This is a genomic window from Anaeromyxobacter terrae (genome assembly GCF_022690685.1).
In the GTDB taxonomy this organism is placed as follows: domain Bacteria; phylum Myxococcota; class Myxococcia; order Myxococcales; family Anaeromyxobacteraceae; genus Anaeromyxobacter; species Anaeromyxobacter terrae.
Window position 1 is genome coordinate 53,773 of record NZ_JALCYY010000014.1, and the last position, 25,650, is coordinate 79,422.

General features: G+C 74.4%; 24 protein-coding genes and 2 tRNA genes. 15 read left to right on the forward strand and 11 right to left on the reverse strand.

Going from position 1 to position 25,650, the window contains the following annotated elements; all coding sequences use genetic code 11:
• Window positions 1-62 precede the first annotated feature (62 nt).
• Together MNY62_RS08520 and MNY62_RS08525 are read right to left on the reverse strand one after the other, a co-directional pair.
• Window positions 63-1,079, reverse strand: a complete 1,017-nt coding sequence (locus MNY62_RS08520) for an LNS2 domain-containing protein (protein ID WP_242343726.1) — start codon at window positions 1,077-1,079, stop codon at window positions 63-65.
• A gap of 8 nt (window positions 1,080-1,087) precedes the next feature.
• A complete protein-coding gene (locus tag MNY62_RS08525; RefSeq protein WP_242343727.1) occupies window positions 1,088-2,122 on the reverse strand; it encodes a hypothetical protein in 1,035 nt (344 codons plus the stop codon).
• A 193-nt stretch (window positions 2,123-2,315) separates the two neighbouring features.
• On the opposite strand from MNY62_RS08525, the gene MNY62_RS08530 reads away from it, so the two are divergent.
• Complete coding sequence (locus tag MNY62_RS08530; protein ID WP_242343728.1) at window positions 2,316-3,299, forward strand: YwqG family protein; 984 nt, start codon at window positions 2,316-2,318, stop codon at window positions 3,297-3,299.
• A gap of 212 nt (window positions 3,300-3,511) precedes the next feature.
• On the forward strand, window positions 3,512-3,811 hold the full coding sequence (locus MNY62_RS08535; protein ID WP_242343729.1) for a hypothetical protein: 300 nt from the start codon (window positions 3,512-3,514) through the stop codon (window positions 3,809-3,811).
• 57 nt (window positions 3,812-3,868) lie between these two features.
• Here MNY62_RS08535 and MNY62_RS08540 read toward each other — a convergent pair whose 3' ends face one another.
• Window positions 3,869-5,941 (reverse strand): BACON domain-containing protein, encoded by a 2,073-nt coding sequence (locus MNY62_RS08540; RefSeq protein ID WP_242343730.1) that lies wholly within the window; start codon window positions 5,939-5,941, stop codon window positions 3,869-3,871.
• A gap of 684 nt (window positions 5,942-6,625) precedes the next feature.
• On the opposite strand from MNY62_RS08540, the gene MNY62_RS08545 reads away from it, so the two are divergent.
• The 4 genes from MNY62_RS08545 to MNY62_RS08560 all read left to right on the forward strand — a co-directional run bounded on the left by MNY62_RS08545 (window position 6,626) and on the right by MNY62_RS08560 (window position 10,479).
• A complete protein-coding gene (locus MNY62_RS08545; RefSeq protein ID WP_332842117.1) occupies window positions 6,626-7,486 on the forward strand; it encodes an aldo/keto reductase in 861 nt (286 codons plus the stop codon).
• 264 nt (window positions 7,487-7,750) lie between these two features.
• Entirely contained in the window at window positions 7,751-9,121 is a 1,371-nt protein-coding gene (locus tag MNY62_RS08550; protein WP_242343731.1) for a pyridoxal phosphate-dependent decarboxylase family protein, read from the forward strand.
• 319 nt (window positions 9,122-9,440) lie between these two features.
• Complete coding sequence (locus MNY62_RS08555; protein WP_242343732.1) at window positions 9,441-9,755, forward strand: SPW repeat domain-containing protein; 315 nt, start codon at window positions 9,441-9,443, stop codon at window positions 9,753-9,755.
• A 538-nt stretch (window positions 9,756-10,293) separates the two neighbouring features.
• Entirely contained in the window at window positions 10,294-10,479 is a 186-nt protein-coding gene (locus MNY62_RS08560; RefSeq protein ID WP_242343733.1) for a hypothetical protein, read from the forward strand.
• 227 nt (window positions 10,480-10,706) lie between these two features.
• Here MNY62_RS08560 and MNY62_RS08565 read toward each other — a convergent pair whose 3' ends face one another.
• Window positions 10,707-10,847, reverse strand: a complete 141-nt coding sequence (locus MNY62_RS08565; RefSeq protein ID WP_242343734.1) for a hypothetical protein — start codon at window positions 10,845-10,847, stop codon at window positions 10,707-10,709.
• Between the two features lie 131 nt (window positions 10,848-10,978).
• Between MNY62_RS08565 and MNY62_RS08570 the strand changes: the two genes are divergently transcribed.
• The 3 genes from MNY62_RS08570 to MNY62_RS08580 all read left to right on the forward strand — a co-directional run bounded on the left by MNY62_RS08570 (window position 10,979) and on the right by MNY62_RS08580 (window position 12,494).
• Entirely contained in the window at window positions 10,979-11,773 is a 795-nt protein-coding gene (locus tag MNY62_RS08570) for an SDR family NAD(P)-dependent oxidoreductase (protein WP_242343735.1), read from the forward strand.
• Between the two features lie 76 nt (window positions 11,774-11,849).
• The gene (locus MNY62_RS08575) at window positions 11,850-11,993 is read left to right on the forward strand and encodes a hypothetical protein (RefSeq protein WP_242343736.1); all 144 of its coding nucleotides are present in this window, start codon (window positions 11,850-11,852) and stop codon (window positions 11,991-11,993) included.
• Between the two features lie 30 nt (window positions 11,994-12,023).
• Window positions 12,024-12,494: an SRPBCC family protein gene (locus MNY62_RS08580; RefSeq protein WP_242343737.1), complete on the forward strand. Its 471-nt coding sequence runs from the start codon at window positions 12,024-12,026 to the stop codon at window positions 12,492-12,494.
• A 120-nt stretch (window positions 12,495-12,614) separates the two neighbouring features.
• On the opposite strand, the gene MNY62_RS08585 is transcribed toward MNY62_RS08580, so the two are convergent.
• Window positions 12,615-12,965 (reverse strand): antibiotic biosynthesis monooxygenase family protein, encoded by a 351-nt coding sequence (locus tag MNY62_RS08585; RefSeq protein WP_242343738.1) that lies wholly within the window; start codon window positions 12,963-12,965, stop codon window positions 12,615-12,617.
• A gap of 159 nt (window positions 12,966-13,124) precedes the next feature.
• Here MNY62_RS08585 and MNY62_RS08590 point away from each other — a divergent pair, with 159 nt between their 5' ends.
• Window positions 13,125-13,898: a helix-turn-helix domain-containing protein gene (locus tag MNY62_RS08590; RefSeq protein WP_242343739.1), complete on the forward strand. Its 774-nt coding sequence runs from the start codon at window positions 13,125-13,127 to the stop codon at window positions 13,896-13,898.
• 110 nt (window positions 13,899-14,008) lie between these two features.
• Here MNY62_RS08590 and MNY62_RS08595 read toward each other — a convergent pair.
• A tRNA-Asp gene (locus tag MNY62_RS08595) sits at window positions 14,009-14,085 on the reverse strand.
• 16 nt (window positions 14,086-14,101) lie between these two features.
• A tRNA-Val gene (locus MNY62_RS08600) sits at window positions 14,102-14,173 on the reverse strand.
• Between the two features lie 147 nt (window positions 14,174-14,320).
• On the opposite strand from MNY62_RS08600, the gene MNY62_RS08605 reads away from it, so the two are divergent.
• Window positions 14,321-17,017, forward strand: a complete 2,697-nt coding sequence (locus MNY62_RS08605; RefSeq protein WP_242343740.1) for an SNF2-related protein — start codon at window positions 14,321-14,323, stop codon at window positions 17,015-17,017.
• Between the two features lie 113 nt (window positions 17,018-17,130).
• Here MNY62_RS08605 and argE read toward each other — a convergent pair whose 3' ends face one another.
• Together argE and MNY62_RS08615 are read right to left on the reverse strand one after the other, a co-directional pair.
• Window positions 17,131-18,246 carry an acetylornithine deacetylase gene (argE, locus tag MNY62_RS08610; RefSeq protein WP_242343741.1) on the reverse strand — a complete coding sequence of 372 codons (1,116 nt, stop codon included), beginning with the start codon at window positions 18,244-18,246 and terminating at the stop codon, window positions 17,131-17,133.
• Between the two features lie 52 nt (window positions 18,247-18,298).
• Window positions 18,299-19,780 carry a formimidoylglutamate deiminase gene (locus MNY62_RS08615; RefSeq protein WP_242343742.1) on the reverse strand — a complete coding sequence of 494 codons (1,482 nt, stop codon included), beginning with the start codon at window positions 19,778-19,780 and terminating at the stop codon, window positions 18,299-18,301.
• Here MNY62_RS08615 and dapF point away from each other — a divergent pair.
• The 4 genes from dapF to MNY62_RS08635 are packed head-to-tail and all read left to right on the forward strand — an operon-like array spanning window position 19,725 to window position 24,680.
• Window positions 19,725-20,525, forward strand: coding sequence for a diaminopimelate epimerase (gene dapF / locus MNY62_RS08620; RefSeq protein ID WP_242343743.1), 801 nt, complete (start codon window positions 19,725-19,727; stop codon window positions 20,523-20,525). The genes MNY62_RS08615 and dapF overlap by 56 nt on opposite strands.
• A 2-nt stretch (window positions 20,526-20,527) precedes the next feature.
• The gene (locus MNY62_RS08625; RefSeq protein ID WP_242343744.1) at window positions 20,528-22,393 is read left to right on the forward strand and encodes a GGDEF domain-containing response regulator; all 1,866 of its coding nucleotides are present in this window, start codon (window positions 20,528-20,530) and stop codon (window positions 22,391-22,393) included.
• 15 nt (window positions 22,394-22,408) lie between these two features.
• On the forward strand, window positions 22,409-23,866 hold the full coding sequence (locus tag MNY62_RS08630; protein ID WP_242343745.1) for a DUF4388 domain-containing protein: 1,458 nt from the start codon (window positions 22,409-22,411) through the stop codon (window positions 23,864-23,866).
• A gap of 10 nt (window positions 23,867-23,876) precedes the next feature.
• The gene (locus tag MNY62_RS08635; protein WP_242343746.1) at window positions 23,877-24,680 is read left to right on the forward strand and encodes a PhzF family phenazine biosynthesis protein; all 804 of its coding nucleotides are present in this window, start codon (window positions 23,877-23,879) and stop codon (window positions 24,678-24,680) included.
• Window positions 24,681-24,761: 81 nt separating this feature from the next.
• On the opposite strand, the gene MNY62_RS08640 is transcribed toward MNY62_RS08635, so the two are convergent.
• On the reverse strand, window positions 24,762-25,085 hold the full coding sequence (locus tag MNY62_RS08640; protein ID WP_242343747.1) for a hypothetical protein: 324 nt from the start codon (window positions 25,083-25,085) through the stop codon (window positions 24,762-24,764).
• A gap of 44 nt (window positions 25,086-25,129) precedes the next feature.
• Window positions 25,130-25,594: a bacteriohemerythrin gene (locus MNY62_RS08645; RefSeq protein WP_242343748.1), complete on the reverse strand. Its 465-nt coding sequence runs from the start codon at window positions 25,592-25,594 to the stop codon at window positions 25,130-25,132.
• Window positions 25,595-25,650: the final 56 nt, after the last annotated feature.

A 25,650-nucleotide genomic window follows, 5' to 3' on the forward strand; every position in this document is an offset into this window, starting at 1 on the left:
CGGGAGCGGATTCCGCTCGGTGATCTACCTCGGTCGCTCACCTGCAGCCGCGGTCTCGATCGTCACGGCGTGAACGGCTGCTCGACGGCGGGCAGCGCCCGGACCTCGGCCGCGCGCGCCTCCCACGAGCCCGCGACGGCGTTCGTCCCGCCCGCGCCGCCGTTCGGGCCGATGATCCAGGTGCGCTCCGCGGGGACGCCGGCGCCGGCGTAGGCGTACACGTCGGTGGTCGCGTTGCCGTACGCCTCCTCGAGCACGAACCCCTGCGCGCGCAGCCCCTCGAGGAACGCGAGCTTGTAGGCGCCCACGCCCGCCTCGGTCGGGAGCGCCTCCGTGTTCGAGTCCGTGGTGTGCAGCGCGCCGGGCGCGAAGTCGCCCGCCGCGAGCCAGGCGCGCGTCTTCGCGGCGAGCCAGTACGGCCGGCCCGTCAGGTAGACGAGGACGTAGCCGCGGCCCGACAGCGCGCGCGTGAGCGCCGCCGCGCCCGGGTACGCCTCCGGCACGTCGTTGCCGGTGAAGATCGGCGCGAACAGGTCGGTGAGGACGTCCTGGACGAGCTCCTCGTCGCTCGTCGTGAGCGTGCCGTCGATGTCGGTCACCGCGAGGCGCGCGCCGCGCGGCAGCACCCAGATACGCCCCGGCGCGACGCTCGCGTCGCCGAGCACCTCGAGCCGGACGTCGTAGACGCCCGCCGGGAGCGCGCCGACCGCGACCGCGATCCGCCCGTCCGAGTCGGTGGTCGCCTCGCCCAGCGCGCGCCAGCCGCTGCAGTCGTCGAGGTAAACGCGGACGCGCTCGCCCTCGAGATCCTTGGAGACCGTGCCGTAGGCGAACTTGCCGTGCACGACGATCGAGGCGCCGTCGACGGCGACGACGTCCTGCATCGAATGGCCGGGCGAGCCGAGCGCGGCGAGCAGCGCGTTCGTGTCGTAGGCGAACCCCTTCGCCGGGGCGGGCGTGAAGGGCGCGCCCACGCACCAGGCGAGGCCGGCCGGACCGGTCTGGTCGGTCTCCTCCGGTCCGGTGGCGGGGAGCTGGCAGGCGGCGGCGAGGAGCAGCAAGGCAGCGGCGGATCGCATGGCGCCCTCTAGCGAGCGGCGACGAACGTCGCGCTCGCCTCCTCCTCGCCCTGGCCGAGATCGACGCTCGCGGTCCATACGCCGCCCGCGAACCGCTCCGCCGTCGCGATCTCGCTGGCCGGGTCGACCGCGACGCCCTCGGCGGTCGCGGTGCCGGCCTGCAGGTGGATCGCCTTGTAGTCGAGCGCGAGGATGCGGGCCTCGACCTGCGCGGCCGCCTCGTCGAGGCCCCCCTCGCACACCGCGGCGAGCTCGGTCTCGTGCCCGACGCAGACGAACCCGACGCAGCGCGCGCCCACGCTCTCGGCCATCGCGGCGCAGTCCACGGCGCCGGCGAGCACGGCGCGCACGTCCGGCACGCCGTACTGCGCCTCGAGCAGGATCGCGAGCGCCTGGCGCGCGTAGCGGCCGAACGGGACGCCCATCGCGTGGTCGCCGACGGAGAGCTTCGCGGGGCCATCCTGCCCCTCGACCCAGGACACGTTCGCGTACACGCCCGTCGCGGCGGCGACGGGAGCGGTTGCGTCGACCGGGATCACCAGGGGCTCGCCCGTCGCGTGGAAGGCGATCGCCTTCGGCGTGTGCCTGCCGGGCGCCGGCGTCAGGAGCTCCAGCTCCGAGCGCAGCTCCCAGTCGAGCAGCACGGAGCGGATGAGCGCGTCGAGCGCGACGAGGTCGTCGTGCGGCGTGCTCCCGCCGACCGTGGCGGTCTCGAGGAATGCGTTCATCCAGCCTTCCAGCTCGCCCTGGAGCGCGTCGGGGAGGACCGAGCGGATCGTCCCGAGCGCGGGGACGCCCGCGTCCTCGGCGAGATCGAGGAGCGCGCCGGCCGGGTTCACCGCGAGGCCGTGAACGAGGCCCAGCGCGTCGCCGAGCGGGCCGGGGGCCGCCGCTGCGGCCGGAACGCTGAACTGGGAGACGACCTGGTAGCTCCCGGCGAGCGGGTGGACCTCGGCGTTTACTGGAGGTGTCCCAAGGCCCGCGTCCGGGGTACACGCGGAGAGGAGCATCAGCGACACGGTTCCGAGCGCGATCGTTCGCATGTTGCCTGACAGTGCAATGGCCGGTCCGACGGCGCGATTGCGCGGCAACATGGGCGGATTCACTGGCGGAATGACGACATGTCGCACAGCGGGGCCGCGTAACGGTCGTGGCGGCACCGCGACGCGAGCGCCGCGGTGCGGCGATCTTGCGCTGATCGCCGTCAAGCGGTCACAGGCGTGGCATCCTCGCGGCATGGTCCGCTTCGCCGCCGACGTCCTGGTCGCGCTTCTCGCCGTCATCCTGATCGCGCGCGCGCTGCTCTGGTGGATCGAGCGCCGCGACCGCACGCGGGCGAGGCCGCCGGTGCCGCCGCCGGGCCCGCCTCTCGCCGGCACCGCCGTGCCGCTCCCCGCGCGGCTCGAGCCGCACCGGGCGCAGCTCGAGGGGCTCCTCGCGCCTGCGGCGAGGCTCGAGCCGCTCGCGCCTGCGCCGGCCGACGTCGCGCGGCGAGAGCAGGGCGGGGCCGACGCCGCGCCCGCGCAGCTCGGCGGCGCGCCCCACCTCCCGGACGACGTGCCGTGGCCCGCGGCGCCGGACCGGCCGCTGTCGTTCCTGGCCGAGCTGGATCTCGCCGCGCTCCACGCGCGCGCACCGGAGGCCGCGGCCGGGCTCCCGGACGAGGGCCTCCTCCTGCTGTTCTACGACGCGGAGGCCATGCCCTGGGGCCTCGAGCCCGCCGATCGCGAGCGCTTCTCGCTCCTGCACGTCCCCGCCGGCGCCCCGCCGCGCGCCGCACCCGCGGGCGCGACGGTGTTCCCGAGTCGCCGCCTGACGCCCGCGCCGGTGCGCGTGCTCCCCGCGGCCGACGAGCTTCCCGGGGGCCGCTTCGGCGACGACGCCGCCGACGAAGCCTACGTCGAGCACGCCTGCGCGCTCTGGGGCGAACCCGACCACCGGGTCCGCGGGTTCGCGGGTTGGATCCAGTCGGAAGCTCGCGAGGAGGCCGCGCTCGCGGCGTCCGAGTTCCCGACCGGCTCCCCGGCGCAGCTCCAGGCCGCCCGGCCGCACGCGCCCGAGGTGCGGCCCGCGGACTGGCGGCTCCTCTTGCAGCTCGACTCGGATCCCGCCGTCCGCTTCGAGTGGGGCGACGCGGGGCGGCTGTACGTGCTCGCGAGAGACGAGGACGTGCTGGCGCGCCGGTTCGATCGGGCCTGGCTCCTGCTGCAGTGCTACTAGCGCAGATCGCCCGGCGCGTGCCGACGAGGCGGCATGACAGCCTGGCGCCTGCCTGCCCTCCCGCCTTCGATGCGGCCCGCCGACAGCCTCTTCCGGGCGAGAAGGGGCGCGAGGATGAAGGTCGGGCTCGCGGCGGATATGGTGCTGCGCGACCCCGTCCTCGGGCACCGCTTCGAGCGGGAATCCCGCGGGCGGCGGCGTGTTGAGGCCCCGTGCGCTATCGAGTCCGTCACCGTTCCAACGGGATCACGGAGATCCGTCGCCGCACCGTCGCGGATGCGCTCCTCACCCGCGAGCTCGCACTCCTCGCGCTGCTGATGGGCGTGTGGGCCGTCTGCACCGTGGCGCTCGTCGAGGCGCTGGTCGTCCAGGCCGCCCTGACGAGCACGGTCGTCCTGCTCGGCGCGGTCTCCGTGTCGAGCGCCGTCGCCGCGACCCGGGCGAGCGCCAACGCGCCCGTCCAGCGCGGGCCGACTCGCGGGCCGACGCCTCCCCCCGGCCGCGCCGCGTGACGCGTTCGCTCGCACCGTCGACCCCGGTGCGGAGCGAGGGCGTGCCGTGAGGGAGACCTACGGCCCGACGGTGAAGAGCTTCAGCGCGGTGCTCGTGAGCGTCAGCATGCGTAGCCCGTCGCCGGAGACGGCGATCCCGCGGTCGGTGAGATGGGTGACCGTGTACGCCGACTGCAAGCTTCCGGCGGCGTCGTAGATCCAGACGTCGTTGGTTCCGGAGGGGTTGTCGGCGCCGCAATAGATGCGGCCCTCGGACCCGACCTCCACGGCGACGGGATACGCGGAACCGGAGAGATACTTCACCATCGGCATCGTGGCTCCGCTCGCCGTCGCGTCGAACTCCGCGAAAGCGTAAGGCGCTCCGGAGGCGACATAGACGCGCGACCCGTCCTCGTCGATCGCGACGTCCCGCCCGTTGCTGCCCGCGTCGCTCGGCGACTTCGCCGCCCCGAGCAAGATCTCTCCGGTGAGGCCGCTCACGTCGACGGCGTAGCACTTCAGCGTGTAGGGGCTGGACGACCGTGTGATCCCGCACAACCTCGAGCCGTCCCGGCTCGCCGCCAGGACCGACCCGCTGAACGCCGTGGTCGCGTACCGCGACCCGGTCGCCGCGTCGTAGACGTGGTGGTCGTTCGCGAAGACGACGCCGACCCCCTGCACGCGCGCGTACGCCACGAACGAGTTCGGCTCGCTCGTGTAGGTGGGGATCTCGAGCGCCCACGGGGCGCCCACCGTACGCGTCCCGAGATCCACCGGGACGATGGTCTTGCTCGTGTCATCGATGACGAAGAGTTGCGCGCCGTCGCTGCTCACCGTCATCTGGCCGAGCTTCGTCCCGATACGGGCGATGGTGGCGACCTGCGTGCCCGTGTAGACGTTGTACACGACGACGTCGGTGCCGCGGTTGTGGACGTAGGCGTAAGGCCTCATGGGATCGGCGGCGATCTCCGCGTAGATGGCAGCCAGGGACGTCGAGGCCGCCGGCGTGCTGGAGCCGATCCAGAGGGCGACCTGGACCGTCTCGGTGCCGACGACCGTAGGGTCCTGCGAGGTGATCGAGACCACGGCTCGGTGGAGCGTGTCCGCCGCGAGGCCCGCCGGATTCGCGGTCAGCACGAGGGCGTCGTCGGTGGTGCCCGAGGAGGTCACGGTGAGCCAGGTGGGAGCGTCGGTGGTGGCGTTCCACGTCGTGGTGAGACCGCGATTGCTGCGGATCCGCAGCGCGCGCGTCAGCCGGGACAGCCCGGGCACGCTCGAGAAGGCGACGCCGCCGTCGCTCGCGAAGAGCTTGTGCGCGTCGAGCGTCAAGCTCACGGGGACCGACGTCGAGACGTCGCTGCCGTCTACGTTGGCGGTGAAGGTCACGGCGCCGGTGTACGTGCCCGCGGCGAGACCCGCGAGGTCGGGCGAGAGCGTGACCGGCACGGCGGTGCCCGAAACCGATCCCGAGGAGGAGGAGAGCCGGAGCCAGGTGGGCGCGCCCGTCGCGGTCCAGCCGAACGCGCGGGTGCCGGTCGACAGGCTGAGCTGCACGTCCTTCCCGCTCAGGTCGTGCCCGCTCGCGCCTCCCAGCGCGATGGTTCCCGCCGGCGTCGCGGTCAGCGCGGGGGCGGTGATCGTCAGGGTCACGCCCACGATCGACGTCACCCCGCCCCCGGTGAAGGTCACCGTCGCGGTATGCGTCCCGGGTCCGAGCCCGGCGGGGTTCACGGACATCCGCGTGTTGGAGGGGACGGTGCCGCTCTCGGCGGTCAGCGACACCCAGCTCTCGCTCGGCGACGCCGTCCAGCTCACCCCGGTCGTGCCGCTCACGACGATGGTCTGCGTGGAAGGCATCGTGCTGGACCCGAGCACGTAGGCGAACTGCTCGGTCGAAGGCCAGGCGGAGATTCCCGGTTGCACCGTGTACGTCACCTGCACGTCCTTCATCTCGATGATCGTCTGATCCTGGCGCGCCACGCCCACGCGCAGCGTCGCGGAGTAGGTGCCCGCGGCGAGCGCGGTGGTGGTGACGGACGTGCTGAGGGTCCAGCTGTTCCCCGAGCCATAAAGCGACTTCGAGAGCCAGGTGGGCTCCGTGGTTCCCTGCGGGTACCCGGCGGCGACGTAGTACGCGTCCGGGTGGTTCACCGTGATTTGGAATGACCTGGAACCGGGGGTCGTCGATGCGTTCTCCACGGCCGAGAAGCTCACGGAGCCGGGCGTGACCGTCAGGGCCGAACCGCCCCCGCCCCCGCCGACAGTTCCACCTCCTCCACCGCTGCACGCGTCGAGCACCGCGACCAGCACGGCCAGCGACGAGGAACGGCGAAGCGCGAGCGCGAGCGACATGTGTGGTCCTCTCCCGAGGCCGCCCGCGAAACGCACCGCGACGGGCCGGCAACCACGGCGAGTGTACCATCGCCGTTCACTGTGCGAGCGGTCGGGATGGCGGTGGAGGTCGGACGTTCTCGGCGCTGTGACCGCAGCAACCACGACCGGGAGCCAGAGGGGCGGCGGATGCCCGCGTCGGGCTCGCGCGGGCGTTCCCCTGCGATCATGGAGCGAACGCAGCGCCGGCGGAGGGACCGGCTCGCGGGTGGAGACCACTGGTGGTCAATCAGGCGGACGTGCCGGCGAACGCGCCGTTCCGCCCGTATCCGCGAGGCTCGGGCGTAAGGTCCCGACCGACTACTTCCCCAGCGCACGCCGCGCCGCGGCGCGCGCCGCGCGCGCGAGCCCGGACCCCATAGGAAGGCGCGACCCCCCCGCCCCGGGGCGCGGGGGTCCTCGTCCTTGCTTGCGTCGCAGGGCGGGCGGCCAAATCGTCTCGGCATGCCAGCGATGTCAGCGTCCGGCGTGCGTACGGTCGTGCTCCCGCTCGGCGAGCGAATTCCCGCCCTGGGGCTCGGCACCTGGTTCATGGCAGAGGATCCGACGCGCCGGGAAACGGAGCTGGCCGCGCTCGAGCTCGGGATCGACCTCGGCCTCACGCTCATCGACACGGCGGAGCTGTACGCCGACGGAGGCGCCGAGAAGCTCGTCGGCGAGGCCATCGCCGGGCGGCGCGACGAGGTCTTCCTGGTGAGCAAGGTGCTCCCGACGAACGCCTCGCGCGCCGGCACGATCGCCGCGTGCGAGGGCAGCCTGCGACGCCTCGGGACGGACCGGATCGATCTGTACCTCCTGCACTGGCGCGGCTCCTTCCCTCTCGAGGAGACCCTCGAGGCCTTCCATGAGCTCGTCGACGCCGGGAAGATCCGTCACTGGGGCGTCAGCAACTTCGACGTGCCGGACCTGGAGGAGCTGTTCGGCCTGCCCGGCGGGCCGCGCGTCGAGGCCGACCAGGTGCTCTACAACCTCTCCCGCCGCGGCATCGAGCTCGATCTGCTGCCCTGGTGCCGCGCGCGGGGCATTCCCGTCATGGCGTACTCGCCCTTCGAGCAGGGACGGGTACTCCGCGACAACCCCGCCCTCGCCAGCGTCGCCGAGCGGCACGGCGCGACGCCGGCCCAGATCGCCCTGGCCTGGGTCCTGAGGCTGGGCGGTGTGAGCGCCATCCCGAAGGCGGGCACCCCTGCGCACGTCGAGGAGAACCGCGCCGCGCTCGACCTCCGCCTGACCGGAGAGGACCTCGCCGAGCTCGACGGCGCCTTCCCGCAACCGGAGGAGGAGCAGCCGCTCGAGATGCTGTGAAGGCCTTTGCCGCGGAACCCCTCGCAGGCCGTTGCCGCGCCCGTGGCGAAGAGCAAGACGTGTCACCCTGCGTGCGCAGCTTCTGACGCCTTCGGCGCCCCGAGAGCTTCGAGCTGACGGACGTCCCGAAGCCCGCATCCGCCCAGCCCCGGCATCCCGTTGACGAGGCGGACGCTCGCGACCATGTCAGCGCTTCAATCCGTCGTGCCTTCACTCGGGGCCCGCGCAGGCGGCCCGCGCGTGCGGGCGCGCGAGGAGGGGACCGTGGATCGTGACGACGTGACCGTGCTCCTGCAGGACGCAACCGCGCGTGCCTCGGCGTACCTCCGGGAGCTACGGACCCGCTCGGTAGCACCGTCCCCGGAAGCGGTGGAGCGGCTCGCCGCCCTGGACCGCGCGCTGCCCGCGGAGCCGAGCGACCCGAGGACCGTGCTCGCGGAGCTCGACGCGCTCGTGTCGCCGGCCACCATGGCCATGGCCGGGTCGCGCTTCTTCGGGTTCGTGATCGGCGGGGCGCTGCCGGTGACGGTGGCCGCGAACATCCTCGCGACGGCGTGGGACCAGAACTCGGCCCGTCGCGACGTGACGCCCGGAACGGCCGTGCTGGAGGACGTCGCGCTGCGCTGGGTCGTCGAGGCGCTCGGGTTGCCGCCCGGGACGGCGGGCGGGTTCGTGACCGGCGCGACGGTGGCGAACCTGACCGCGCTCGCCGCCGCGCGCCACGCGGTGCTGGCGCGGGCGGGCTGGGAGGTCGAGTCGCAGGGCCTCTTCGGCGCGCCGGAGATCACGGTCGTCGTCGGCGCCGAGGCGCACGTCAGCGTGATGAAGGCCCTCGCGATGCTGGGCCTCGGGCGCGACCGGGTCGTCGTCGTCCCCGTGGACGGGCAAGGTCGGATGCGCCCCGAGGCGCTGCCCCGGCTCTCCGGGCCGACGATCGTCTGCCTCCAGGCGGGCAACGTGAACTCCGGCGCGTTCGACCCCTTCGCCGAGCTCGTGCCGCGCGCCCACGACGCCGGCGCGTGGGTGCACGTGGACGGCGCCTTCGGCCTGTGGGCCCGCGCCGCCCCGAACCGCGCGGCGCTCGCGAGCGGGATCGAGGGCGCGGACTCCTGGGCGACCGACGCGCACAAGTGGCTGAACGTGCCGTACGACAGCGGGCTCGCGCTCGTCCGCGACGGCGCTCCCCTGCGCGCCGCCATGGGCATGACCGCGGCCTACCTGCCCGCGGGCGGCACCCATCGCGATCCGGCCGACTACACCCCGGAGCTGTCGCGCCGGGCGCGCGGAGTGGAGGTCTGGGCTGCGCTGCGCGCGCTCGGGCGTAGCGGGCTCGCGGACCTCCTGGAGCGGAGCTGCCGTCAGGCGCGCCGCTTCGCCGACGGGCTCGCCGCGGCGGGTTACCGGGTGCTGAACGACGTCACGCTGAACCAGGTGCTCGTGTCGTTCGGCGATCCGGAGCGCACGCGGCGGGTGATCGCGGCGATCCAGGCGGACGGCACCTGCTGGTGCGGCGGCACCGTCTGGCAGGGCCACACCGCCATGCGGATCAGCGTCTGCTCGTGGGCGACCACCGAAGAGGACGTGGAGCGGTCGCTCGAGGCGATGTGCAGGGCGGCGGGCGCGAACCCGCGGTGATCTGTCGGCTCGGTCGCGCACCGCGGGGCGCCTGCACCGCTCGCCGCGTACCGGGGCCGAGAGGGACCCTCACCGTCACGCCCGCCCCGCAGCGCGGCCGGCGCCTGAGCGGGCGTGGAGGGGTGCGCTCGGGCTCGCGACCACGCACGGTCCTGCCGCGCGACCGTCCTCTCTCGACGCGGGAGCAGAAGGCGCGCCCGCCGCTTGCGTCGGGGTGGGCTCGCGGGAGGATCAAGCCGAGGATCGAGTCATGGCAACCACAGCAAATACCCGCGCGCCCGGAGAGTTCGGCGCGACATTCTCTCTCGGAGCGTCCTCCTTGCCTCGGTTGATCAACCTCACACTGGGCGCATGGCTGTTCGTCTCCGCGTTCCTGCTGCCCCGCACCGGCGCGGGCTTCACGAACACATGGATCATGGGAGTCGTGATCTTCGGGTTCGCCCTCCTCGCGATGGGCGCGCCGCTCGCGCGCTGGGTGGACACGCTCGCTGGGGCGTGGGTGTTCATCGCGGCGTTCGCCCTCCCGCATCCGTCGGTCGCGTCGTTCTGGAACGACCTGATCGTCGGCGCCGCGGTGGCGCTCCTCTCGCTCGTCCCGACGAGGGAGTCCGGCCCGGCGTCGGTCCGGACCTGAGCGCGTCGCGGGTCGGACGTCGGAGCGGTCGCTCGAGGCGATGTGCAAGGTGGGGCGGGCGTAACCGACCGGCGCCGACCCCGGACCCAGAGTAATCCGCTGTCGCACGAAGCACGCGCACCGCTGTCGGCGGCCGGTCGCGAGGATCTCTGACGGTGTGTCATGCCGAGCTTCGAGAACGCCTCAGACTCCCGGTGGTTGCGTCCCCCGCTCCATTCCTGGGCCTTCCCGGACGCTGACATCTGCGACACACTCTTCGAAGCCGCCGCGTCGTTCCGCCGAGATCTTGCTGGGAATAGACGGGGCTCGCGCCTTTCGTTTACCCTGAGTCATGCGAGCTCTACTCGTACTCCTGCTTCTTGCCGTCGCCTGTGGTCGCGCCGCGACGCACACCGACGGAAGCCCCGCGGCCGACGCGGCCTGCACGGGAGGACCCTTCGCGGACGCCTGCGCAGCGATCGAGAACGCCGCGTTCAGGTCGATCGAGCAGCATGAGGTCGGTCTCGGGCCGGATGGCCCTGTGCTTGGAAGCTGGGCCGTGAGCTTCGCGAGCGGGAGCTTCGTCTACGACCACTCGGACGTCACCGAGTCCGGTACGTACACGTGCTCTGGACTGACCGTGACGGGCCAGGCGGGCGGCAGGACCTTCGCCGGAGTCTTCGACCCGGCCTGCCAGGTCCTCACCTGGGATGGCGTGACCTACGCGCGGTTGCCGGGGCCTTGATCGCGCAGGATGTCGAGCGCCCCGAACACGAAGCGCTCCCCGCTGCATTCGGCGATCACGGGTTGGACCGGCGAACGGCGGCTTGACGCGAGTTCAGCTCGCCGCGCTCGTGGCCGTGACGCCGAATCGGCGCACCATTCGGACCGCCACAGCTTCGAGCTCGCCAACGCGAACGGAGCGACTCCTGCGTCACGGCGATCCCGCCCCGTCCGGCGCGAGCGGTAGCTTCAGCGAACCAGCGCCGCCTCGACGACGTCCTCCAGCCGGCCCGCGACGTCGACGGCGACGCCGCGCTCGTCCGCCCCGCTATCCACGTCGTTGCGGTTGCTCGCTGGGCCGGCGGAGGTGCCCTCGGCGCTGGGGCGCAACGCCGTGCAGCGCGATCAGCGCCGTCTCCGCCTCCGGAACGAGCGCTGTGACGTCGGGAAGGAGCTGTGAAGGTGAGGTGCTCGCCGACGCCGGCGCCGCCGCGGATTACAGAGATCGGAGGAGAGACACCATGGATCTCGGACTCGCTGGAAAGAGGGTGTTGGTCACCGGGTCGACCGCCGGCATCGGCCGTGCGGCGGCGCAGGAGTTCGCGCGCGAAGGGGCCGAGGTGATCGTGAACGGCCGCACCGAGGCCCGCGTGAAGGAGGCGGTGCAAGCCATCCTCCGCGCGGAACCGCAGGCGCGCGTGCGAGGTGTCGCCGCGGACGTGTCGGTCGCCGCCGGGGTGGATGCGCTCGTCCGCGCGGTCCCCGACGTCGACGTGCTCGTGAACAACGCGGGCGTCTTCGAGCCGGTGCCCTTCGAGCAGATCACGGACGAGGGCTGGATGCGGATGTTCGAGACGAACGTGATGAGCGGCGTGCGTCTCGCGCGCCACCACTTCCCGCGGATGCTCGCGAGGAGCTGGGGCCGGATCGTCTTCGTGTCGAGCGAGTCGGCGCTCCAGATCCCGGAGGAGATGATCCACTACGGGGTCTCCAAGACCGCGCAGCTCGCGGTGGCGCGCGGGCTCGCCGAGCGCACGCGGGGCACGGAGGTGACGGTGAACGCCGTCCTCCCGGGCCCGACGCGCTCCGAGGGCGTCGGCGAGTTCGTGCGTCAGCTCGCGCAGGAGCGGGGAATCGGCGAGCAGGAGATGGAGCGGCAGTTCTTCGCGACGGCGCGGCCGACGTCGCTGCTCCAGCGCTTCGCCACCCCCGAGGAGGCGGCCCACCTGATCGTGTACGTCGCCAGCACGCCCGCCAGCGCCACCAACGGCGCGGCCCTGCGCGTGGACGGGGGCGTGGTTCGAGCGATCGTGTGATTCGCCGAGGGTGACTTCGTCGTCGTGCACGTCCACGGGGTACGGGAGCCGGGGCAGCGGAGAAGACGAAGCGATCATGAACGAGATCAAGACCACCGAGCTGACCGTGAAGCGCACCATCCCGGCGACCCCGGCGCAGGACGACGAGATGGGCCGCATGCACGCGGAGGGCTGGGGGTACGTGCTCGGCGCGATCGCCGACCGATTCGTGAAGCGGTAGGCGGCGAGCACCTTTCTGCCGGAGGAGACCATGTCCGTTCGACGAGAGGGCCGGGGCGGCGAGGCCTCGGAGCACGAGATCGTGAGCTCGCGCACGTTCGCGGCTCCGCCCCAGCGCGTGTTCGAGGCGTTTCGTGACCCGTCCCGCCTGGCGCGCTGGTGGGGGCCGCAGGGCTTCAGCAGCACCTTCGAGGTGTTCGACCTGCGCCCGGGCGGCACCTGGCGCTTCGTCATGCACGGGCCCGACGGCGTCGACCATCCGAACGAGAGCGTCTTCCTCGCGGTGGAGGAGCCGGGGCGCATCGTCTTCCGCCACCTGTCGGGAGGCCACCCGCTCGAGATGACGATCACGCTGGACGAGCAGAGCGGCGGCGCGACCCGCGTCACCTGGCGCATGTGGCACGAGACCGCTGAGGACTGCGCGAGGATGAAGCCGTTCGTCGTCCCGGCCAACGAGCAGAACTTCGACCGGCTCGCGGCGGAGCTCGAGCGGACGACGTGAAGCTCAGGGATGGCCGGCGCTGCGAGCCCCGAGCGTGCGCGGCCTGGAGGGGGGGAGTCCCCGACCCAGAGTCCCCGAGGTTCCGCTCGAGGTTCTTCCGCGCTGGCGCGCGGGGGAGCCTCAGGGACCGCGCAGGAGCTCGTAACCGCCGAGCTCGGACCGGACCTGCCACCGCTCCAGCGAGGCGGCACGGTCGAACCCGATCCGCTCGTAGTGGGCACGCACCGCAGTCGCTGCCCGGTCGATCGCCTCCTGGCTCTCCCAGACCGCGAGCGTCACCACGTCGAAGGCGGTCGGCCCGCCCGTCTTCCGGAAGACGAGGTGACCGCGGAAGCCGGGGAGGGTCGAGATGAAGTCCAGGTTGCGCCGGGTGGCCTCCTCGAACTCGCCCCGAGAGGCGGCGGGTACGCTGAAGCAGTCGATGCGGAAGCGCAGCCGGGGGTCGTCGAGCGCGGTTGTCAGCGGGGTCATGGCGATGGCCTCATCGGGTGTCGCGGGTTGATGGAGCCCTCCGGTGCGACGAGCACGCGGTGGACGTTCGCGGCACGTGACCTAGGGGCCTCGCTCGGGCGCCGCTTGTACGAACTCATTGCCTTGCGCGCGGGCCCGCGCGCCGGCAAAGACGCGAGGGTGCAGGTGCGGTCCTTCCAGCCTAGCGCGCGCCTCGCGCCGTTCGTCCACGCCCTCGAGATCGTCGAGGCGCGCGAGGAGGCGACGCGCACACTGCTCCCCGAGCCCGGGATCGTGGTCGGCCTCCGCTACGGCGGCTCGGCGGCCCTGATCGAGGGGGCGGCCGCGCGCCGTCTCCCCGACGCGACGGTCACCGGCCTGCACGGGACCAGCCGCCGCGTCCGCACTTCGGCGGGGGGCGGCGTGGTGCTCGTGAAGTTCCGCGAGGGGGGAGCCGCGCCGTTCCTCGACGTGCCCCTGCACGAGCTCCGCGGCGAGACGCTGCCCATGGACGCGCTCGTGCCCCGCGACGAGGTGGAGCGCGCCGCGGCGCGGCTCGCCGAGGCGACCTCTGCTGCCGAGCGCCTCGCAGTCCTGGAGGCGTTCCTCGTCTCACGGTGGAGGCCGGGCGCGCCGGACGGGGTCGTCCAGGCCGCGGTCGGGGAGATCCGGGCCCGTCGCGGCCACGTGCGCGTCGGCGAGCTCGCGCGGCGCCTGGGCCTCTCCCACGACTCCCTGGAGAAGCGCTTTCGGCGGGTCGTCGGCGCGTCGCCCCGGCAGCTCGCCTCGCTCCTGCGCCTGCGCCACGCCGTGGAGGTCCACCGCCGGGGAGCGACGCTGTCGAGCGTGCCGTACGAGGCCGGCTACTACGATCAGTCGCACTTCATCCGCGAGTTCCGTGCCGTCACCGGCCAGCCCCCGGGCCGGCTCTTCGCGGCCGGTGAGCTCTGCTGACGGGGCGGGACGGGAGCAGGGGCAATCGGCGCCGCCGCAGGCAGCCCGTAGTCCCACCTCCCAGAAACACCAAGGCCGGGACCCTTGTTCAGGATCCCGGCCTCGAGAGGTGGCGGGGTGTAGGGGACTCGAACCCCTGGCCTCCGGCGTGACAGGCCGGCGTTATAACCGACTTAACTAACACCCCAAGTCGAACACTTGGATGGGCGGAACAGGCTTCGAACCTGTGACCCTCGCCTTGTAAGGGCGACGCTCTACCCCTGAGCTATCCGCCCAAGGCGCGAAAGCGGTCGGGTTTCTAGCTTGAGCAGACCCGCGTGTCAACGGTGTGCCACGCGCCTGGGACGAGCCGCCGCGCGGCCTCCGCCGGGAGGTGGTCGGGCTGGACCAGCCTGGGTACGGATGGTAAGGGGGCGCCACGGATGGCCTGGAAAACGGGGACGAAGGTGATCCACCGCGCGCAGCGCGGCTGGGGCGTAGGGGTGATCGTCCAGATCGCCGACGAGGGGCGGCGCCTGGCGGTCCGCTTCGCCGGCCGCGAGGGCGTGACGGTCGTCTCCGGCCGCGACCCCGCGCTCACCGAGGTCCCGGCCGACACCCCGCTCGAGAAGGCGGGGGCCGGGGGTCCGCTTGACGCCCTCGCCGCCGGCGAGCACGCCTCCGCCGCCGCATTCGCGCTGCGCACCCGCGTCGACCGGCTCGAGGCGCTCCGCCGCGCCGACTCGCTCGGCGCGCTGCTCTCGTCGCGCGTCCACGTCCTCCCGCACCAGGTCGGCGCCGCCGGCCGCATCCTCTCGGATCGGCTGCCGCGCTTCGTGCTCGCCGACGAGGTCGGCCTCGGCAAGACCGTCGAGGCGGGCCTCGTCTTCGCCGGCATGCGCCAGCTCGGGATCGCCGAGCGCGTCCTCGTCGTCGTCCCCGAGCACCTCGCCTTCCAGTGGCTCGCCGAGCTGTTCCACAAGTTCAACGCGCTCTTCACGCTGCTCACGCCGGAGCGGATCGCCGCGCTCGGGGGGGCCGAGGCGGCGCTCGCGCGCTCGCCCCACGCGATCGTCTCCTTCGAGGCGCTCCGCGACGACCCGGAGCTCGTCGACGTCGCCGCCGAGATCCCGTTCGACCTCCTCGTCGTGGACGAGGCCCACCACCTCGCCGACGACGCGCTCCACGCCGCCGTCGCCCCGCTCTGCCGCGCCTCCTACGGCGTGCTCCTCCTCACCGCCACGCCGGTGCGCCTCGATCCGCGCGAGTACTTCCGGCTCCTCTCGCTCGTCGAGCCGGTCCCCTCGACCACGCTCGACGAGTTCCTCGTCCGGCTCGAGCAGCACGACGCGTACGCGGACGTCGCGCGGAAGCTGCTCGCCGGCGGCTCCCCCGAGGAGGCGCTCGCGCAGCTCCGCGAGCTCTCCCCCGGCGACGAGGTCTTCACCCGCGAGGAGCCGCTGGACCGCCTCGCGATCCTCTCCCACCTCGCCGATACCTACAGCCTCTCCGCCCGCCTCATCCGCAACCGGCGCGTGAAGGTCGGCGCCTTCACCGCCCGCGTGCTGCGCCGCACGGACGTCGGTGAGGGCGAGAAGCGCGCCGCGCTCGTCGAGCTCTGCGCGCGGCTCGCGAAGGGCGGCGAGAAGGTCCTCGTCTTCGGCCACGACGTCGGCGAGCTCCGCGAGCTGCAGGCCGGCATCGGCGTCGCCGGGCTCGAGGCGCTCCTCTACGACGACGCGCCCTCGCTCGAGGGGCGCGACCGGCTCGTCGCGCGCTTCCGCGATCCCGAGGGGCCGATGGTCCTCCTCTCCGGCGAGTCCGGCGGCGAGGGCCGCAACTTTCAGTTCGCGAGCCAGCTCGTCTGCGCCGACCTCCCCGAGTCGCCGCTCGTGCTCGAGCAGCGCATCGGCCGCCTCGACCGGCTCGGCCAGCACCGGCCGGTCGAGATCCACCTCGTGGTCGAGCCGGGCGAGGAGGCGTTCCTCGCCGACCTCTACGAGAAGGAGATCGGCATCTTCGAGGAGCCGGTGGGCGGCCTCGACGCGGTGCTCGCCTCGTTGCCGGAGGAGCTCGACGCGCTCCGCCGCAAGCGCACCGAGCGCACGCGCGAGGCGTTCCGCAAGGACCTCGCCGAGCGCGTCGCCTCCGCCCGCAGGGCGCAGCACGAGGGCGACCCGCTCCTCGACATCCGCTCCGCCTCGCTCCCCGAGCTCTCGCGCCTCGTCACGAACGCGTTCGGGCGCATGGGCGAGGAGGTCCCGGACGGCATCACCGGGGCGAAGGCCTCGGGCGAGGCCGTGGAGCAGGCGCTCGTCACGCTCTCGCGCTGGCTCGAGGAGGAGCTCGAGGACCTCGCGACCGACGTCGGCCAGCGGATCGGGATGGAGGTCGACACCGATCAGAACGTCCACCCGTTCGAGGTCGCCTTCACCCTCGGCTCCGGGATGCGCATCGAGGCGCTCCCCGGGATGGAGATGCCCGAGGAGCCGGTCACCTACCTCGGCTCGTTCTGGCGCGAGACGGCGGTCGCGCGCGACGAGCTGCAGTGGTTCGCGACCGGGCACAAGCTCGTCGAGGCGCTCGTCGGGCTCGTCCGCGACGGCGAGGCGGGCCGCTCCGCCGCCCTGAAGCGCGAGTGGGCGCCGCGCCGCGGCGGGCTCTACGCGCGCTTCGAGCCGCGCCTCGCCTCGAGCGCCGACCTCGCCCCGGGCGCGCGCGTCGCCTCCCGCCAGGCGTCGCGCTACCTCGACCTCTCCCCCGTGTCCGTGCTCGTCGACCTCGAGGGCGTCCACAAGCACGTCCCGGGCGGCGCGCAGCGGCTCGAGGACGAGATCGCCGACGTGCAGGACGCGAAGGTCGGCGCCGCGCCGGCGGCGCTCCTCCAGGCGGCGCGCGAGGCCGCCGAGCGGGAGGCGCTCGAGCTCCTCGCCCGCCGCCGCGAGGAGGCCCACGAGCTGCTCGCCTTCCACGCCGACTCCGAGGAGGAGCGGCTCATCGAGTCCGCTTTCCAGGGCGGCGCCCCGCGCGCCCGCATCGAGGCGGCGCTCGGGCTCCTGCGCCAGCACCGCGAGATCGTCGCCCGGGCCATCGACAAGGCGAAGCTGGAGCTGGACGCGGTCGCCGTGGTCGTGCCGTAGCGCCGGCATCCCGCTCACGGACCCTCGCGAGGTCTCCGTGGCGCGCCGCCTGGGCGCCACGTGAGCGGCGGCGCGCTGCGCGCGGTGTGGCTGGGGATGGTCCGCGACAGCGCCTACCCGCAGAACCGCTCGATCGCGCGCGTCAGGATCCCCGCCGCCTGCTCGAGCTGCGCGATCTCCACGTACTCGCCGGTCCGGTGCGCCACGCGGATGTCGCCAGGGCCGAAGACGCACGCCTCGGCGCCGAGGCCGATCACCTCGGGCAGCTCGGTCCCGAACGGCACCGTCGTCGGGCGGTTCCCGCTCTCCGACTCGAGGAAGCGCACGATCTCGGCCTCCGCCGGCGTGACCGCGGCGGCGTCGGTGCGGAGCGGCGTCACCTGGACCTGCACCTTGCCGCCGTTCGCCTGCGCGACCCGCGCGCAGGCGTCCTCGACGAGGCGGAGGGCCTTGCGCGGATCCTGGCCCGGGATCGGCCGCCACTCGTAGGTGAAGCGGCACTCGCCCGCGATGATGTTGCGCGCCTTGCCGCCCTGGATGACCCCGACGTTCCAGGTGGTGTGCGGCGGCGAGAACGCGCCGTCCACCTCGGCGCGCAGCGCCTCGCCGATCTTCTCGAGCTCCGGGAAGAGCCGCCCGGCGGCGTGGATGGCGGAGGCGCCGACCTCCGGGTAGGCGCTGTGGCCCTCGACGCCGGTGAACACCACCTCGACCGCGCAGTAGCCCTTGTGCGCGCGCACCGGCGTGAGCGAGGTCGGCTCGCCCACGATCGCGTGGCGCGGGTGGACGCGGCCCTCGGCGAGGAGCCGCTTCGCGCCCAGGCAGCCGATCTCCTCGTCGGCGGTGAAGAGGAGCGAGAGCGGGCGCCGTCCGGGCGCGGCGCGCGAGGCGGCGACGAGCGCCGCGGCGAGGAAGCCCTTCGTGTCGGCCGCCCCCCGCCCGTAGATCCGCCCGTCGCGCTCCACGCCGAGGAGCGCCTCGCCCCACGCCGGATCGAACGGCACGCAGTCCGAGTGGCCGACGAGCGCGAGCCCGCCGCCCGCCTCCGGCCCGCGCCGGCAGACGAGGTTGCCCTTCTCGACGCCGTTCGCGTCGAGCCAGGCCTGGCGGCGCGTCTCGAAGCCGAGCGCGCGGGCCTCGCGCTCGAGCAGGTCGAGCATCGGCAGGTTCGACCGCGTGGAGGTCGAGTCGACGGCGATGAGGGAGCGGAGGAGCGGGACGAGGTCCATGGCGAGGAGCCTAGACGACCTGCGGCCGGCGCGCCGTCTTCTCGTCACCGCGTCAGGCGGCACCCCAGAGCCGGCCCATCGCCGCGCGGAAATCCGCGAGGATCCGCTCCGCCGGCACCCGGCCGGGAGCCGCGGCGCCGTCCGCGATCACAGCCTCGCCCGCGACGTGCACCTCGCGGATGGCGGTGCGCGCGAGCGCGAAGACCACGGTGGGGAGGAGCGCCTCGGGCGCCGCGCCGGCGATCGACGGGTCGTCGAGATCGACCGCGACGAAGTCGGCTGGCTCGCCCGGCGCGAGCGTCCCGCCGCGCCGCCCGAGCGCGCGCATGCCGCCCGAGGTCGCGGCGCCGAGGAGCCGCGCCGCGAGCGTCCCGGGGGGATCGTCGAGCACGTTCCGCTCCCCGCGCACGAGCCGGAGCTGGAGCTCGAGCGCGCGCGCCTCGCCCAGCAGGTCGACCTCGGCGAGCGAGTCCGCGCCGAGCGCGAGCCGCGCGCCCGCCGCGACGAGCCGGTCGGCGGGGACCACCCCGTCGCCGAGGTTCCGCTCGGTGAGGGGGCACGCGCACACGGTCGCGCCCGCGGCGCCGATGGCCCTCACGTCGGCGTCGTCGAGTTGGATCGCGTGCACGAGCGTCGCGCCCGGGTGGAGCGCGCCCGCGCGGGCGAGGAGGGCGACCGGGGAGAGGCCGTGCTCGGCGCGGCAGGCCTCCACCTCCGCCGGCTGCTCGGCGGCGTGGACGTGGAGCGGGAGCCGCCGCCGCCGCGCCTCCGCGGCGAGCGCCGCGAGCCACGGCTCGGGGCAGGCGCGGACGCTGTGGGGGGCGACGCCGACCGTCGCGAGGGGATCGCCCTGGAGCGCCGAGGCGAGCTCGTCGAGGCCGGCGAGGTAGGCGTCCACGCTCGGCTCGACGAAGCGGCGCTGGAGCGGGTCGGCCGGGAGCCCGTGGCCGGCGCGCGCGTACGCGGCGCGCAGGAGGACGACCCGGAGGCCGACGTCGCGCGCGGCGCGCACGACCCGCAGGGCGAGCTCGGCCGGCTCGGCGTACGGGCGGCCGTGCGGGTCGCGGTGCAGGTAGTGGAACTCGCCCACGGCCGTCACCCCGGCGCGCGCGAGCTCGTGGAACGCCATCCGCGCGACCGCCTCGAGGTCGTCGGGGCCGAGCCGGTTCGCGGCGGCGTACATCGCGGCGCGCCAGCTCCAGAAGTCCTCGCGCCCCGCGCCGCGCCGCTCCGTCCGCCCGCGGATGGCCCGCTGGAAGGAGTGCCCGTGGGCGGAGACGAGGCCGGGGAGGAGGAGCCGGCGCGGGAGCCGGACGAGCTCGGCCTCCGGCGGCGGCTCGCCGACCGCCACGACCGCGCCGTCCCGGACGGTGAGCGCCGCGCCGGCGCGCAGCTCGCCGCCGGCGAGCAGGAGATCGGGCAGGTAGGCGCGCGGTGGGACGGGCACGGGGGAGGCGCGGAGCGGCAGGCGAGCTATGATGCGCTCCGTGCCGCTCTCCTTCGTGAAGTACCACGGGCTCGGGAACGACTTCATCGTCGTGGACGGGCCCCTGATGGATCCCGACCGCGCCCGGCGCCTCTGCGACCGGCGCCGCGGCATCGGCGCCGACGGCGTGCTCACCGTCCTGCCGCCCCGGACGACGGGCGCCGTCGCGACGATGCACATCTACAACTCCGACGGCTCGGTCGCGGCCATGTGCGGGAACGGGATCCGCTGCGTCGCGCGGCACCTCGCCGAGACGCGCGGCCTCTCGGGCGAGCTCGTCATCGACACCGACTCCGGCCCGAAGCGCTGCGCCGTGCACCGCGACGCGGCCGGCGTCCCCTCGAGCGTCTCGGTCGAGATGGGGCCTGCGCGGGTCCTCGGGGACGAGGAGTTCCGGGTGGAGGGCGAGACCCTCCGCGCCGCTCGCGTCTCGATGGGGAACCCGCACGCCGTCCTCTTCGACGCTCCCACCCGCGAGCGCGCGGCCGCCATCGGGCCGGCGATCGAGCGGGCGGTGGCGGGCGGCGTGAACGTCGGGTTCGCGCGCCCGCGCCATGGCGGCGGGATCGACCTCGTGGTCTGGGAGCGCGGCGCGGGGCTCACCGACGCGTGCGGGACGGGCGCGTGCGCCGCGGCGGTCGCGGCGGTGCGCGCGGGCGCGGCCCCGGTCCGGACGCCGGTGGAGGTGCGGCTCCCGGGCGGCGCGCTCGAGATCACGGTCGGCGAGGACCTCACGCGCGTGACGATGCGCGGCCCGGCCGAGCGGGTGTTCGCCGGCGAGGCGGATCTCTAGGAATGGCGACGGGCAGGATCCTGGTCGTCGACGACGAGCGGCTCTTCCTCGAGCTGTTCGGCCGCGCGCTCGCCGACGCGGGGCACGCGACGCGCACGGCCTCCTCCGCCGAGGAGGCGCTGGCGCTCCTCGCCGAGGAGCGCTTCGAGCTCGTGGTCACCGACATCGTGATGCCCGGCATGGACGGCGTCGCCCTCGTCCGCGAGGCGAAGCGGCGCGACCCCGAGCTCGAGGCGGTGGCGGTGACCGGGCGCGAGGACGTGCGGCTCGCGGTCGAGGCGATGAAGGCCGGCTGCGCGGACTTCCTCACGAAGCCGGTCGAGCCGGGGGAGCTCGTCCTCGTCGCGGAGCGCGCGCTCGGCCGCGCACAGCTCCGGCGCGAGCACTCGCAGCTCGTCTCCGAGAACCTCGACCTCACCCGCGCCCAGGCGCTCTACCGGCAGGGGCTGCAGATCCTCTCGACGCTCGACGGCGAGCGGCTGCAGGACGTCGCGCTCTCGGTGCTCGCGCGCGTCACCGACGCGCAGGGGGCGGCGCTGTGGACCGCCGACGAGCGCGGCGGCCTCCAGCTCCGCGCCTACCGCGGCGTCGTCGACCGCGCGGCGCTGCCGGCGCGGATCGACCCGGGCGGCGCGGAGTGGGCCGAGCCGCTGCGCGGCGGCGCGCCGTTCGAGGCGCCGTTCGGGGCGGGGGAGGCGGTCCTCGTGCCGCTCGTCGCGGACGACGAGCCGGTCGGCGTGGCGCTCCTCTCCGACCGCGCGGCCGGCAGCTTCGGCGCGGAGCAGCACCAGGCCGCCGCCACCATCGCCGACTTCACCGCCATCGCGGTGAAGAACGCGCGGCGCTTCCAGGCGGTGGAGCGGGTGGGGCTGCGCGACCGCGAGACCGGCGCCTACAACCTCGCCTACTTCGTGGACTACGCGGGCAAGGAGTTCTACAAGGCCCGCCGCTACGCGCGGTCGTTCTCGCTCGTGGTCCTCTCGCTCGACAACGCCGAGCAGATGCGCAAGGAGGCGGGGCGCGAGCCGTACCGCCGCGCGGTGCGGGACCTCGTCGCGGCGGTGACGCGCGTCGGCCGCGACGCCGACATCCTCGCGAAGGTCTCCGAGAGCGAGTACTACGTCCTCCTCCCCGAGACCGACCACTTCGGCGCGCTCATGTTCCTGCGCCGCGCGGTCGAGGAGGTCCGCCGCGAGGACGCGATCCAGCGCGTCGAGGAGCGCTGCCCGGTGCTCCTCTCCATGGGCGCCGCGACGTTCCCGAAGGACGGGGAGGACTTCGACGAGCTGCTCCACTGGGCGCGCGCGCGCATCCAGGAGCAGCGCGGCTCGCTCGTCCGCCGCCTGCACCTCGACGACCTCGACCCGGCCGCCTTCTGGGAGCTCGCCGATCTGCTCCTCTCCGGCGCCGGCCCCATCCCGGAGAGCTCCCCCTCGGCGCGGGCGCGCGCCGACGGCGACCTCCTCGCCGCCGCCCAGCGCGAGGCCGCCCGCGAGATCGCGCGCGATCCGCGGGCGCGCGGGATGCTCTACGTCGGCGGGCAGGGCGGGCGCGGGCTCTCGGCGCTGGTGCAGGCGCTCCCGGCCGGCGACGCCGCCGCGCGCGCCGGCGACCCGTCCGCGCGCGTGTACCTGCTCGGCCCGCGCGGCCGCGACGCGGCGCCGGTCCTGCACCCGCTCGTCACCGAGGTCTACCTCGACGGCGACAAGCGCTTCGCCGATCACGCCTTCGTGCTCTTCCTCTCCGAGCACTCCGCCTACGCGCTGCTCGCCGGCCCCGGCGGCCGCGTGTTCCACACCTCGGACGCGCCGCTCGTCGACGCGCTCGTCGCGAAGCTCCAGCACCTCTACGACCTGCAGCCCCTGTAGCGAGGCTCAATCGCGATGGCTCCCGGCCGCAAGATCCTCATCGCCGATCCCGACGCCGCCACGGTGCGCGCCCTCGCGCCGGCGCTGCGCCAGCGTGGCTACCAGGTCCACGCCGCCCGCGACGCCTCGCGCGCCCTCCAGATCGCGATCCTCCGCTTCCCGGACCTCGTCCTCCTCGACGAGCGCGCGGGGCTCCTCGACCCGCGCACCTTCGTGCGCATCCTCCGCACGAACCCGCGCACCGAGCGGATCCCGGTCGTGCTCACCGGCGAGACCGTCGATCCCGAGCGCGCGCGGCTCGGCACGTTCCTGAAGAAGCCCTTCAACCTCGACGAGGTCCTCGCCCGGATCGAGCAGATCTTCCGGCGCGCCGACGCCGCCCGGGCCGTCTCCGGCGAGAGCCGCGAGATCGAGGGGAACCTCGCGCAGATCCCCATCGCCGACCTCCTCCAGGTCCTCGCCGGGAACCGCAAGACCGGCCGGCTCACCGTGGAGCGCGAGGGGGAGCGCGCCGAGATCGCGCTCTCCGAGGGGCGCGTCGTGGACGCCTCGATGGGCGCGGCGGTGGGCGAGAAGGCGCTGTGGAGGCTCCTCACCCGGCGCGAGGGGCAGTTCGCGTTCGTGCCGGGCGCGCTCGCCGGCCCGCAGCGGATCGACCGGCGCGTCGAGGAGCTCGTGCTCGAGGGCCTCCGGCAGGCCGACGAGCTCGCGCGGCTCCTGCCCGCGCTCCCGGCGCCCGGCGACCTCGTCGAGCTCGCCGTCCACGCGAGCGAGATCCCCGCCGGCCTGCACCCGGTCACCGAGGAGGTGGTCGCGCTCCTCGCCGGGCCGCGCCGCTTCCAGGACGTGGTCGATCGCTGCCGCGCCTCGGACCTCGAGACGGTCCGCGCGCTCGTCGCGCTCCTCGACCACGGCTACGCGCGCCGCCTCGCCGGGCCGGCCGCCGAGGAGGCCGCGCCGCTCCTCGGCCCCGCCGAGCTCCACGCGCTCCGCGCGCGCATCGCCCGCGGCCGCTCCTCCGGCGCGCAGGCGGTCGGCAAGGTCGTCCTCGCCGGCGGCGGCCCGCTCGCGCGCCGCGCGGCGCTCCAGCGCTTCCAGACCGTCCCCGGGTTCCACGCCGAGGTCGAGGCACCGGCCGGCTTCGGCACGCTCGGCCGGGTCACGCTCGGCGAGGGCGTGCGCGTGGATCTGACCGAGCTCCCCGGCGACCGCGCGCAGCGCCCGCTCTGGCGGCCCTTCGCCGCGGGCGCCGTCGGCGCGCTCATCCTGCTCCCCGCCGACGAGGACGCGCCCCTCCTCGCCGAGCTCGCGAACGTGCTCCGTCTCCCGGTGGTGGTGTGCGGGCCGCCGGCGGCCACGGTGCCGGAGTCGCTCCGCCAGGCGCCGGGCGGGTTCGCGTTCGAGGGGAGCGACGCCGCGGAGGGGCTGCGCGCGCTCCTCGCCGGCGCGGGTGCTCGCGCGGCGACGTACTGAGCGGGGCGCGATGCGGATCCCGATCTGGCAGGTGGACGCGTTCGCCGACCGCGTGTTCGCCGGGAACCCGGCCGCGGTGTGCGCCCTCGACGCCTGGCTCCCGGACGAGACGCTCCGCGCGATCGCCGCCGAGAACGCCCTCTCCGAGACCGCCTTCCTCGTCCGGGAGGGCGACGGGTACGCGATCCGCTGGTTCACGCCGGAGGTCGAGGTGGACCTCTGCGGCCACGCGACGCTCGCCGCCGGCTTCGTCGTGCTCGCGCGGCTCGAGCCCGGCCGCGCCGCGGTGACGTTCCGCTCGCGGAGCGGCCCGCTCGGCGTCGCGCTTGGCGAGGTCGGTCGCCTCGTCATGACGCTCCCGCGCCGCCCGGCCGTGCCGATCGAGCCGCCCGAGCTGCTCCTCCGCGCGCTCGGTCGCCGCCCGCTCGCGACGCTCCGCGCGCGGGACCTCGTCGCGGTCCTCGAGAGCGAGGACGCGGTGCGCGCCGCGACGCCCGAGCTCGCGGCGGTGGCTGCGCTCGACGCGGAAGGGCTCGCGATCACGGCGCCGGGGAGCCGCGGGGCAGACTTCGTCTCGCGCTACTTCGCGCCGCAGGCCGGTCTTCCGGAGGACCCCGTGACCGGCTCGGCGCACTGCACGCTCGCGCCCTACTGGGCCGCTCGGCTCGGCCGGTGCCGGCTGCTCGCCCACCAGGTGTCGCGCCGCGGCGGCGTGCTCGAGTGCGAGGTTCGCGACGACGCGGTGGTGCTCGCCGGTCGCGTCGCGCCGTACCTCGCGGGCGAGCTCGAGCTCCCGGACGGCGCCGCGCGCTGACCGCGGCGCGCGCTTCCAGCGGCCGTTCACCGTTGACCAGGCGAGCGAAGCGAGCGCGCCGGGGCGGCGGCGCAGCCCCGGTCAGGGAAGATCGGCTTCCAGCAACGCGTCGCCGAGCGCCGCGCGGACGATCGGGCTCGTGCACAGGAGCCGGAACTCCGCGCGCGTGAGCCACGCCGTCCGGGACGAGCGCTTCCCGCGCAGGACGAGGCGGACCCGCTCCGCGTCGCGGGCCACGGTCGCGGCGGCGCCCGCCGAGAGATCGCGCTCGAGCGAGCGGAGGTGGCGGTGGATCCGGAGGGCGCGCTTCCCCTCCGGCGAGGAGAGCGCGTGGAAGTAGCGGTTCCGGCTGAAGCCGGGATCCTGCCGGAGCCGCTCGACGGCGCGCGCGATGAAGTCCGCCATGGAGCCGAGGACGTTAGCACCCGTCCCGGCGGGCGGCCACGGGATCACGCCTCGGGCGTGCGCCGCTCGCGGGCGGCGCTGGCGCTCTCGCTGGCGAGGGGCACCTCGCCCCGCCGCGCGAGGACGAAGCGGGCGAGCGCGTGGTCGGTCGAGTAGACGTGGTCGTGCAGCCAGCCGGTCACCTCGCGCTCCAGCCGGAGGACGAGCCGGGCGCTCGCCCCCTCCAGCGCGAGCAGGTGCGCGAGCGCGTCGATCTCGGCGGCGAAGGCGACGTGCTCGGCCGCGTGCAGCGCCGCGTCCGGGTACGCCACCTCGCGCATGAGCCGCTCCTCGGCGGCGAAGTGATCGCGGACGTAGTGCTGGAGGAACGCGATGAGGTGTGACGCCTCGCTGCGATCGTGCGCGAGCATGGCGTCGAGGAGCCGGTCGAAGCGGCGAAACAGCTCCTCGTGCTGCGCGTCCAGTTCGGTCACGCCGATCGACAGCGTCGACGTCCAGCGGAGCGCCATGGAGTCTCCCCCCGCGCGCCATGGTCGCGCGGTCCTCTGACGGAGGGTACGAGCGA